The organism is Nocardia arthritidis (assembly GCF_011801145.1).
GTDB lineage: Bacteria > Actinomycetota > Actinomycetes > Mycobacteriales > Mycobacteriaceae > Nocardia > Nocardia arthritidis_A.
Genome location: NZ_CP046172.1, coordinates 2014771 through 2026231 on the forward strand (window position 1 = coordinate 2014771; position 11461 = coordinate 2026231).

General features: G+C 66.0%; 5 protein-coding genes (1 of these 5 cut by a window edge). 3 read left to right on the plus strand and 2 right to left on the minus strand.

The features are described 5' to 3' along the window. On the plus strand, nt 1-8552 hold the end of the coding sequence (locus F5544_RS08935) for a non-ribosomal peptide synthase/polyketide synthase (RefSeq protein WP_167479077.1). Its footprint begins 11929 nt before the window's first position; the window shows 8552 of its 20481 coding nt (coding positions 11930-20481); its start codon lies off the left edge, out of view; the stop codon is at nt 8550-8552. Here the strand turns inward: F5544_RS08935 and F5544_RS08940 are convergent. Beyond that, on the minus strand, nt 8547-9629 hold the full coding sequence (locus F5544_RS08940; protein ID WP_203217506.1) for a Fic family protein: 1083 nt from the start codon (nt 9627-9629) through the stop codon (nt 8547-8549). The genes F5544_RS08935 and F5544_RS08940 overlap by 6 nt on opposite strands. 283 nt (nt 9630-9912) lie before the next feature. Here F5544_RS08940 and F5544_RS08945 point away from each other — a divergent pair, with 283 nt between their 5' ends. Beyond that, nucleotides 9913-10008, plus strand: a complete 96-nt coding sequence (locus tag F5544_RS08945) for a phosphatase PAP2 family protein (protein ID WP_167472753.1) — start codon at nt 9913-9915, stop codon at nt 10006-10008. Between the two features lie 77 nt (nt 10009-10085). Next, entirely contained in the window at nt 10086-10781 is a 696-nt protein-coding gene (locus tag F5544_RS08950) for an LmeA family phospholipid-binding protein (RefSeq protein WP_167472754.1), read from the plus strand. Nucleotides 10782-10828: 47 nt separating this feature from the next. On the opposite strand, the gene F5544_RS08955 is transcribed toward F5544_RS08950, so the two are convergent. Beyond that, a complete protein-coding gene (locus F5544_RS08955; protein WP_167472755.1) occupies nt 10829-11434 on the minus strand; it encodes a response regulator transcription factor in 606 nt (201 codons plus the stop codon). Nucleotides 11435-11461 lie beyond the last annotated feature (27 nt).

Sequence of the window (11461 nt, forward strand, 5' to 3'; positions counted from 1 at the left end):
TCAACTATCTGGGCCGATTCACCTCGGCGGATTTGTTGCCGCCGCGACTGCATGGAACGGGCTGGACGCCGGCGGTCGATGCCGGGCAGCTGATCACGCCGATGGATCCGGCGCTTTCGGCCATGCCCGCACTGTCGGTGCTCGACGTGAACGCGATGGTCGTCGACACCGGCGACGGGCCGGTGCTGCGGGCGGTATTCGCCGCGCCGTCCGGCGTATTGGCGCGGGACGAGGTCGCCGAGTTGGCCGGGCTGTGGCGGAATGCGGTGGCCGGGTTGGCACGTCACGCCACCGCCTCCGGCGCGGGCGGTTGGACGCCGTCGGATCTGCCGCTGGTGGAGCTGGCACAGCACGAGATCGAGGTCCTGGAGGACCGGTATCCGGGCCTGGCGGATGTGTGGCCGCTGACCCCGATGCAGTCGGGGCTGCTGTTCCATCGGGTATTGGCGGACAGCGGATTCGACGCCTACCACTTGCAGGTTGTCTTCTGCCTGGCCGGACCGGTCGATCCGGCTCGGCTGCGCGCGGCGGGCCAGGGCCTGCTCGACCGGTATGCGAATCTGCGGGTAGGTTTCGCCGCCGACGCACACGGCGTTCCGATTCAAGTGGTTGTCGATCGTGTCGAATTGCCGTGGCGCGTAGTGGATTTACGTGAACTCGCGGAGGCGGACCGGGCCGCGGCGGCGCGCGCAATGCTGGCCGAGGAACGGGACGAGCATTTCGATATCGCGGTCGCGCCGCTGCTGCGGTTGACCTTGGTGATCACCGGCGAGCAGCGCTCGGAACTGATCCTCACCTCGCATCACGTATTGCTGGACGGCTGGTCGCTGCCGCTGCTGCTCCGTGATCTGTTGTGGCTCTATGGTTCCGGTGGCGATGCCGCGGGCTTGCCGCCGGTGCCCGACTACCGGGAATTCCTGAAGTGGCTGATCCGGCAGGATTCGAACTCCGGTGTGCGGGCCTGGATTCGGGAGCTCGACGGCGTCGACGAACCGACGCTACTCGCCGACAGCATCGGAAAGCCTAGCGGCACAGATCATTCCGCGCACGCCGGTGTCGAACGCATTGCGGTGCCGCTGACCGCCGAGACGGTCGCGGCGGCGGGCGGGCGGGCCATGGCGCTCGGCGTCACGGTGAACACCATGGTGCAGGGCGCATGGGGGATGCTGCTGGCGCTGTCGACCGGCCGCCGCGATGTGATCGCGGGCGCCACCGTATCGGGCCGTCCGCCCGCGGTGCCGGGCGTGGATTCGATGGTCGGGCTGTTCATCAACACCGTGCCCATGCGGGTGCGGTTCGGTGTGCGCGACACCGTCGCCCAGGCGCTGACCGACCTGCAAGCCCGGCAGGTCGCGCTGCTCGACCAGCACCACATCGGGTTGAGCGATATCCACCAGGGCGTCGGCGTGCACGTCCTGTTCGACACGCTCATCGCTTTCGAGTCCTACCCCGTCGATCAGCGCGGAATCGCCGAGGCCGCGAGCACGACCGGCATCACCATCACAGAGCTGCGCCCCGATACGCCGTCGCACTACGCGGTGACGTTGATCGCCAATGCCGGTCCCACCCTGAACCTGCATCTCGAATACCGCACCGATATGTTCGATCGGTCGACGGTGGCGGCGCTGGCGGAGCGGCTCGCGCGCGTATTCCGGCAGCTGGTAACCGATCCGGATATCCCGGTGTGCTCGATCGATATCCTCGGCGCCGACGAGCGTGAGCTGGTGCTGCGGCGCTGGAACGCGACCGCTGTCGAATTTCCGGACACCACCGTCGTCGGACAGTTCCTGGCGCAGGTCGGCGCGCATCCGGATGCGATCGCAATCGTTTGCGGCGACACGGAATTGACATATCGGGAACTCGATATCCAGTCCGACCGGCTTGCGCGAACCCTCATATCGCATGGGGCGCATGCCGATTCGGTGGTCGCGGTCGCGCTGCCGAGATCCGCGGAATTGATCGTCGCGCTGCTCGCGGTGCTGAAGGCCGGTGGCGCGTATCTGCCGATCGACCCGGCATATCCCTCGGATCGCTTGGCTTTCATACTCGGCGATGCGGACCCGGTCGTCGTCCTGACCGATCGGGCCACCGCGAAACATTTGCCCCACAACGCGATACCGCACCTGTATCCGGACACCGTCGACGGACCCGGACTCGATCGGGCCGTCGCGGTGCGGCCGCAGAACCTGGCCTACCTGATCTACACCTCCGGTTCCACCGGCGTGCCGAAAGGCGTTGCCGTCACCCATCGAAATGTGGTGGCCTTCGCGAATCAGCCCGGGTGGCGCGACGGTGCGCATCACAGCGTGCTGGTGCACTCCTCGGTCGCCTTCGACGCCTCCACCTACGAGATATGGGTGCCGCTGCTCGGTGGTGGCCGGGTGATTGTCGCGCCCCCGGGACGTACGGATATCGCGGCGCTGGCCGGGGTGCTTGCCGCACAACGGGTTACCGCGGCCTTCTTCACCACCAGGCTGTTCGAGTTGATCGTCGAACAGCAGCCCGGCGCGCTCGCCGAGCTTCGGCATATTTCGGTCGGTGGCGAGGAGATGACGCCGGACATGCTCCGGCAAGCTCTGCGGACCTATCCCGAGACGCGCGTCATGAACGGATACGGGCCAACGGAGACAACGACATTCGCGGTCTGCCGATCCTTCGAGGCGGCGTTCGAGGACGAGTCGGTGCCGATCGGGTCCGCGTTGGCGAATCTCCGAGCGTTCGTGCTCGATTCGCGGCTCGAGCCGGTGCCGGTCGGGGCCGCCGGTGAGTTGTACATCGCCGGTGCGCAATTGGCTCGCGGCTATCACGACCGTCCCGGGCTCACCGCCGCACGGTTCGTCGCGGATCCGTTCGATCCGGCCGGTGGTCGGTTGTACCGGACGGGTGATGTCGTGCGTTGGAATTCCGGCGGGCAGTTGGAGTTCGTCGGCCGCATCGACGACCAGGTAAAGATTCGCGGTTTCCGGGTGGAGCCCGGTGAGGTGGAAAGCGCGCTGGCACAACATCCCTCGGTGTCGCACGCGGTGGTGGTCGCCCGCGAGACCGAGGCAGGCGGTAAGCAACTGGTCGGATACGTTGTCCCCGAGGGTAATGCGGTCGACGGCCGGGAGGTGCGCCGGTGGGTGGCCGACCGGTTGCCGGAATACATGGTGCCGATCGCGGTGCTGGTGATCGAGTCGATTCCGTTGACCGCCAACGGAAAATTGGACCGCGACGCGCTGCCGGATCCGGAGCTCGCGTCGTCGGTGGCGTACCGCGCGCCGAGCGGCGAGCGGGAACGGGTGCTGGCCGAGCTGTTCGGTGCGGTTCTCGGGCGTGAGCGGATCGGCGTCGACGACGGATTCTTCGAATTGGGCGGCCATTCCTTGCTGGCGACCCGCCTGGTGAGCCGGATCCGGATGGTCCTCGGCGTCGAGGTGCCGATCCGGGCCATCTTCGACGCTCCGACGGTGGCACAACTGGTCACCAGGCTGGACGCGGGCGGGCGTGCGCGTCCGGCGCTTTCGGCCCGGGTGCGGCCGGAGGTGGTTCCGCTGTCCTTCGCGCAGCGGCGGTTGTGGTTCGTGCACCGGTTGGAGGGGCCGTCCGCCACATACAACATTCCGTTGGTCGCGCGGTTGACGGGCGTGTTCGACGCGCGGGTGTTCGCGGCAGCGGTCGGCGATGTGGTTGCGCGGCACGAGGGTTTGCGCACGATCTTCGCCGAAGTCGACGGTGAGCCCGCGCAGCGGGTGCTCGATATCGCGGATGTCGAGGTGCCGGTGACCGTCGCCGCGGTGGATGCCGCCGAGCTGAATGCCGCGGTGACCGCCGCGGTGCGGTACGGATTCGATCTGTCGACGGAAATACCGTTACGGGTCAACGTTTTTCGATCGGACAACGACGAATGCGTGCTGGTCTTGGTGCTGCACCACATCGCCGGTGACGGCTGGTCGATGACGCCGCTGCTGCGCGACCTGGCGCTGGCGTATACGGCGCGCCTGGACAATCGCGCGCCGGGATGGGAGCCGCTGCCGGTGCAGTACGTGGATTACACGCTGTGGCAGCAGGAATGGCTCGGCTCGGCCACCGATCCCGATAGCGTTTTGTCGCGGCAGTTCGATTATTGGCGGCGTGAGCTCGACGGGTTGCGGGAGCAGTTGCGGTTGCCCACCGATCGGCCGCGTCCACGCGTCGCCAGTTATCGCGGGGACATGGTGTTGTTCGATATCGATGCCGAGATGCGGAATGCCGTGGAGCGGTTGGCGGTTCGTGCGGGTGCGACGGTGTCGATGGTTCTTCAGTCGGCGTTGGCGGTGTTGTTGTTCAAACTTGGTGCGGGGGAGGACATTCCGATCGGTTCACCGATCGCGGGGCGTACCGATGAGGCATTGGCCGATCTTGTCGGGTTCTTCGTCAACACCTGGGTGCTGCGCGCCGGCGTGACCCCGGCGGCATCGTTCACCGAGATCCTGAGCCAGGTCAGGGCAAAGGCGTTGGCCGCGTACGAGAATCAGGATGCGCCGTTCGAGCTGTTGGTGGAGTTGCTCAACCCGGTCCGCTCGGCGGCGCATCATCCGTTGTTCCAGGTATCGCTGGCGTTCCAGAACAACACCATGCCGACGGTCGAACTGGCGGGTGTCGGGTTCGAGCCCTATCCGGCGTCCGTCGCCGCATCGCGATTCGACCTGTTCTTCAATATCGCCGATGCGCCGGGTGGACACGCCTGGAACGGCTTCGTCGAGTACGCGACGGAGCTCTTCGATCGGTCGACCGTCGAAACGATGGTCGATCGGTTGATACGTGTACTGCGGCAGGTGATTTCGGACCCGAGTGGTGCGGTCGGGTCGATCGATATCCTCGGCGGTGACGAGCGCCGGTTGGTGCTGCATCGGTGGAACGACACCGCCGTGCCGATCGATTCGAACCAGACGCTGGTCGGACTGTTCCGAGCGCAGGTTGCGGCGACTCCGGATGCGACCGCGGTGGTCTGTGGTGCGACGGAGCTCTCGTATCGGGAGCTCGATATCCGCGCGGATCGGCTGGCGCGGGTGCTGGTTTCGCGTGGGGTGGGGCCGGATACGATCGTCGCGGTGGCATTGCCGAGGTCGGTGGACTTGATCGTGGCGTTGCTGGCGGTGCTGCAGGCCGGTGGCGGGTATCTGCCGATCGATCCGGCTTATCCCTCGGACCGGTTGGCGTTCATCTTGGCCGACGCCGCGCCGGTGTCCGTCGTAACCGACCGTGCGACGGCAAAGGTGCTGCCCCACAACGAGATACCGCACCTCTACCTCGACGCACTCGACACCGCCGGGGTAGATGTCCGCGATCGGGTGCGCCCGCAGAATCTGGCGTACCTGATCTACACCTCCGGATCTACCGGTATCCCGAAAGGTGTTGCGATATCCCACCGTAACGTGGTGAACCTGGTCGCCGCGGCGCGGCCGGTCGCCGCGGCCGACCGGATGCTGGTGCATTCCTCGACCGCGTTCGATGCCTCGACCTATGAGATCTGGCCCGCCCTGTGCTGCGGCGCCGTTCTGGTGCTGGCGGACGAGCAGCGCTCGGATCCGGCGGAGATCACTCGGTTGATCGAGGCACGCTCGGTGACGAAGATGTTCGTGACGCCACCGCTGCTCTCGGCCTTGCTCGACTATGTCGAGTCCTTGCCGGAGAACCCTTTCCGAACGTTGACGCAGATTCTGGCCGGTGGCGCCGAGCTGACGGCGGCCGTGGTTCGGAGAGTGAACGCGCACTATGCCGATATTCAAGTGATGAACGGTTACGGGCCGACCGAAACCACCGCGTTCGCAACGGTATTCGAGGCCGCCGCCGACGGAATCGGCGATGTCTCGGTGCCGATCGGCTCCGCATTGGCCAATGTCCGGGTGTTCGTGCTGGATTCGGGCTTGATGCCGGTGCCGGTGGGCGTACCGGGTGAGTTGTATATCGCTGGTGCGCAGCTCGGGCGGGGCTATCGGGGGCGGGCGGGATTGACCGCGTTGCGGTTCATCGCGGATCCGTTCGATCCGGCCGGTGGTCGGCTGTATCGGACGGGTGATGTGGTGCGGTGGAATTCCGGCGGGCAGTTGGAATTCGTCGGCCGGGTCGACGATCAGGTGAAGATCCGTGGTTTCCGGGTGGAGCCGGGTGAGGTGGAAGCTGTTCTGGCGCAGCATCCTTCGGTGTCGCAGGCGGTGGTGGTCGCGCGCGAGACCGACGGTGGTAAGCAGTTGATCGGGTATGTGGTCGCCGACAGGTCCGGGCCGGTGGTCGGCGCCGACGAATTGGTCGGGCAGTGGCGCCGGGTATATGACGACCTGTACAGCGGTTCCGAAAACCGTGACATCGACGCCGATTTCAGCGGCTGGAACAGTAGCTATACCGGTGCGCCGATTCCGCTGGAGCAGATGCGGGAGTGGCGGTCGGCCACGGTGGAGCGGATTCGCGGGCTGCGACCGCGGCGGGTGCTCGAGATCGGCGTCGGGTCGGGGCTGCTGCTGTCGCAGCTGGCGCCGGACTGCGAAGAGTATTGGGCGACAGACTTTTCCGCTACGACCATCGCCACACTCAGGCAGCGGCTGGGTGCGCTGGACGCGGGGTGGGTCGACCGTGTCGCGTTGAGTGTGCGGACCGCCGACGATATCGATGGGCTGCCGGAGAACCACTTCGATACCGTAGTTTTGAACTCGGTTGTTCAGTATTTCCCCGGTCAGGGGTATCTTCGCGAGGTACTCGAGCGGGCGCTCGGGCTCCTCGCGCCCGGCGGTGCGATATTCATCGGCGATGTGCGCAATCTGGCTCTGCTGGAGGAGTTCACCACCGCGGTACAGATCGTCCGGGGCGGCGGTGATGATCCGGCAGCGGTCGCTGCCCGGGTCCGCCGGGATATCTCGGCGGAGCAGGAGCTGTTGCTGGCGCCGGAGTTTTTCACGAGTTTGGGTTCGGCCGTCGATATTCGGCTCAAGCGCGGGTACGCGGTCAACGAGTTGAGCCGGTATCGCTACGACGTCGTGCTGCGTAGGTCGTCCGCGTTGTCGGTCGCGGATGTGTCGAAAGTCGAATTCCACGACCGTGATTGGTTACGCACGCTCTTGGAAACCCGGCACCGCGGCGGTATTCGTGTCACCGGGATCCCGCACGCCGGGCTGATCGGTGAGGTCGAAGCGACGCAGCGGATCCGGTCAGGGCTGCCTGCCGACAGCAGCGGTGTCGGCTTCGAAGGACTACTCGCCACCGGCGCCGATCGGACGGGTGGGGGTCTGCTGCCCGAAGACGTCTATGTGCTGGGGGAGCGGTGCGGATACACCACGGCGGTCACCTGGTCGGCCGAAAACGGCTGTATGGACGCGGTTTTCGTCGATACCGCGAGCGGACCGCTGACCGATGTGTACCTGCCGTCGACAGCCGCCGTCCACGCCAACAACCCACAGGCCGGTCTGCTGTCCGCCGATGTGCGTCGGTGGGTGGGCGAGCGGTTGCCGGAGTTCATGGTGCCGTCGGTGGTGATGGTGATCGACTCGATGCCGCTGACCGCGAACGGGAAAGTGGATCGTAAGGCGTTGCCGGATCCCGAATTCGCCTCGTCGGTGGCGTATCGGGCGCCGGCTGGTGAGCGGGAGCGGACGCTGGCCGTGCTGTTCGCCGAAATCCTCGGGCTCGACCGGGTCGGCGTCGACGACGACTTCTTCGCCCTGGGTGGGCATTCCCTGTTGGCGACGCGTCTCACCAGCAGGATTCGGGCGGTGCTCGGGGCGGAGGTTCCGGTCCGGGCGATCTTCGATTCTCCTACCGTCGCCCAATTGGCGGCCCGGCTCGACGACGGTGTCGACTCGGCGACGGATTTCGATCCGGTGCTGCTGCTGAAACGTTCGGGATCGCGAAAACCGCTGTGGTGCCTGCATCCCGGCGGTGGTCTCGGCTGGTTCTATCAGCAACTCGGACCGCATCTGCCCGACCGGCCCGTCTACGCCATCCAGTCCCGCGGACTCGACGGTGGGCCGCTGGCCGCCTCCTTCCAGGAGATGATCGACGACTACATCGATCGGATGCGCGCACTCCAAGACGAGGGCCCGTACTACCTGCTCGGTTGGTCGTACGGCGGAATAGTCGCGCATGTGCTCGCGCAGCAACTCGCCGAGCGCGCGATGCCGGTCGGATTCCTCGGCATCATCGACAGCAAACCCGTTGTGCCGTCCGAGGTTCCACCCGACGTGTCGGAAGACGAAGCAATGGCGGCGCTGCGCGTCTGGGCGGCCGAAAGATTCGGCGAACAACTCGAATCCCCCGTCATCCAGGAACTGGTGGGGCGAGCGACGAAAGTCCTCCTCAACAACAGCACCCTGCTGGCGGGCTGCACCTCGCCCCGCTACGAAGGCGACATGACAATATTCGCCGCCGCCCGCGACTCCGACGGCCACCGAATAGCCGAATCGACCGAAGACCTGGAACAACTCTGGCGCCCCCACGTCACCGGCCATCTCGAAATAATCGAAATAGACTGCGCCCACGGCGATTTCGACCGCCCCGAAAACATGAGCCGAGTAGGCCGAATCCTGCACGACCTCCTATGAAGACCCGGCCCCGTACGGGTCGTCGAGGGTAGTCGGAGTACCGGCGGCGTCCAACACCGCCGCCGGATAACTCGGTCCGGCAGTGTAGAAGCGGGCCCGAGTGCGGCCGACCGGCTGGAGCACACCGAGCGCGACGAGGTCGCGCAGATCGCGTTGTGCCTGTTGCAGACTCAGGCCTTCGGCCTGTTCGTATCGGGTTCGGCGGACCCGCCCGGACATCGCGACATCGTGCAGCGCGCTGATGACCCGTTCGTCCAGACGGATGCCCGCGACGTACTCGTCGAGCATTGCCCAAACCGTTCCGGATCGTATCCAGCGGGCATGCACGGTTTGAGCCTGCTGGTGATAGGCGGTCAGGTTGAACCGAATCCATTCGGACACATCCTGATCCGGCCGGTAGGTGCTGCCCCGGCGGCCGAGGACCTGGTAGTACTCCCACGTGTTACCCGGCCTGCCGAGCCACGCCTCGACGAATGAAAACTCCGGCGCCAGAACACCTTCGCGCGCGATCAACAGCGTTTGCAGTGATCGCGACATGCGCCCGTTACCGTCCGCCCACGGATGGATGGAAACGAGGTGCAGATGCGCCATCGCCGCGCGCACCAGCGGATGCGTGCCGTCGTCGGCATTGAGCCAGTCGACGAGTTCCCCCATCAGAACCGGCACGCGCTCGGCATCCGGGCCCGTATACGCGGCGATACTCGGATCACGCGCGTCCGTCACGTATACCGGACCGGACCGCCACTGTCCGGCCGGCCGTCGCTCGGAATGCCTGTGCCCCTGCAACATCCAATGCAACGAGTTGAGAAACCCCTTGCTGTAAGCGAAATCCGCCACATCGCGAAACGTCCGTATGTAGGCCATCATCCGCTCGTAGGCGAGCGTCTCGGCCTTATTCTCCTCGGACACGTCTACATCTCGTTCACCCGCGATGAGATCTTCGACATCGACGGTGGAGACCCTGAACCCTTCGATCGAATTCGACGCGGCGACGGCGTCCGCAGTGAGGAACTTCCGCAGCCCACCTGCCCACTTCCCGGGTTTGGCCTGGAGTTCGTGGCGCATTCCATCCCGCATCCGATCAACCTCGGCAAGGACGCGGATGTCGGCGTCGGTCAATGCTGGCGTCGGGAACAACACAACACGTCAATATAATGACGTAATTATTACGTCAACTGCCTGACTTGGCCGTTCCGTTCGGATCGAGCCCCGCGCGTGAGGCGCTGACCGCGCAGCTGACCTGCGCCCTGGCTGTGCTCATGACCGCGATCGTCCTACTCGGCCCCGCCGAAATAGCGCCGCAGTTCCGGCGCCACCGCGGCAGGATTTCCGCCCTCATTGGTTTGGCTGCGGTCGGCGCGTGCACTGGCCCACCGACATCCTGGCAGGCTGGCTGCTCGGTGTCCTGTGGCTGATGATCTGCGTCCGCATTTACCCACTGCCGCCGAGGGATTGAGCTCGCGGGCGCGGGTCGACACCACCGGTCGGTTCGGATCCACAGCATGATGGTGGGATGGCCGAGAGGGTGAGTGCATGCGGGCAATACTGATACTGATCGTCGTCCTGGCGATCGCGGCGATCGTCGGCGACCGGGTCGGGGTCGTGGTGGCGCAGAACGAGATCGGCAGACAGATCGCCGCCCAATACAAGCTGCCGAACGAACCGCGAGTCCGGATCGGTGGCTTCCCGTTCCTGACGCAGGCCGTCGGCGGCAACTACCACGACATCGATATCCGGGTGGGCGACTGGAGCGATCAGAAGATCTCCGTGCACGATCTCGATGTCACGCTGACCGACGTATCCGCGCCGCTGAGCGATGTGATCGACAGCCGGACGTCGAATTTCGTCGCGGCGACGGCCAACGCGACGGCCCTGATTCCCTACGACACCGTGAAGGGTTTCGCGCCCTCGGGTGTGGAATCGATCTCCAACAGCCCCAACGGGTTACGTGTCGCCGGGACGTTCTCGGTGGAGGGCATTCCGATGCCCGCGACCGTTGTCGTCACCGTCGCGCCGACCGACGACGGCATCGAGGTCACGCCGGTCTCGGTCCAGGCCGCGGCGGGCGGGCCGACGATCCCGCTGGCGATGCTGCGCCGGACGCTCACCTTCACGGTGCCGTTGCAGCGGCTGCCGCTCGGCGCACGGGTGACGTCCATCCAGCCGAGCGCCAATGGCCTACAGGTGACCGCCGTCGCACACAACGTGCGCTTCTCCGACCTGCCGTGAACCCAGGGCACGTCCGCAAAGACCCATTCGGACTTTGCGGACATGCCCTACAACCAGCCCGCGTCCGTGGCGCGGCGGACGGCGTCGACCCGGTTGCGGGCCTGCAGTTTCGATACCGCGGCGGCCAGATAGTTGCGCACGGTGCCGTAGGAAAGGTGCAGCCCGGTGGCGATCTCCTTGGGGTCGGCGCCCGCGGCGTAGCGGCGCAACACGTCGGCTTCCCGGTCGGTGAGCGGGCTGTCCGCGGTGCGCAGCGCGGTGAAGGCCAACCCCGGGTCGAGTACGACGCCGCCCGCGGCCACGGTCCGCACGGCGTGCAGCAGTTCTTCGCGTGGGCTGTCCTTGAGGACGAAGCCCGCCACACCGATCTCGGTGGCGCGCTTGACATATCCGGGGCTGGTGAGCGCGGTCAGGATGAGTACGCGGCAGTCCGGGCAGTGGTCGCGCAGTCCGGCGGCGGCGGTCAACCCGTCCTGGCCCGGTAGGTCAATGTCCAGGATCGCGACCCGGGCACGCTCGGCGATTGCTGTGGCAACGATAGACTCGCCGCGATCCAGCGCGGCGACGATATCGACGTCCTCCTCCAATTCCAGTGTCGCCACGAGGGTTTCGCGCAGCAGGCGCATATCCTCGGCTACCAGCACCCTGATCATTTCCACACTCCTCACCGCAGGTCAGGC

Excerpts from the sequence above, each read along its gene's own strand:
- F5544_RS08940 (WP_203217506.1), bottom strand. The coding sequence starts at position 9,629 with ATGCGGGATGGAATGCGCCACGAACTCCAGGCCAAACCCGGGAAGTGG.
- F5544_RS08950 (WP_167472754.1), top strand. The coding sequence starts at position 10,086 with ATGCGGGCAATACTGATACTGATCGTCGTCCTGGCGATCGCGGCGATC.
- F5544_RS08955 (WP_167472755.1), bottom strand. The coding sequence starts at position 11,434 with ATGATCAGGGTGCTGGTAGCCGAGGATATGCGCCTGCTGCGCGAAACC.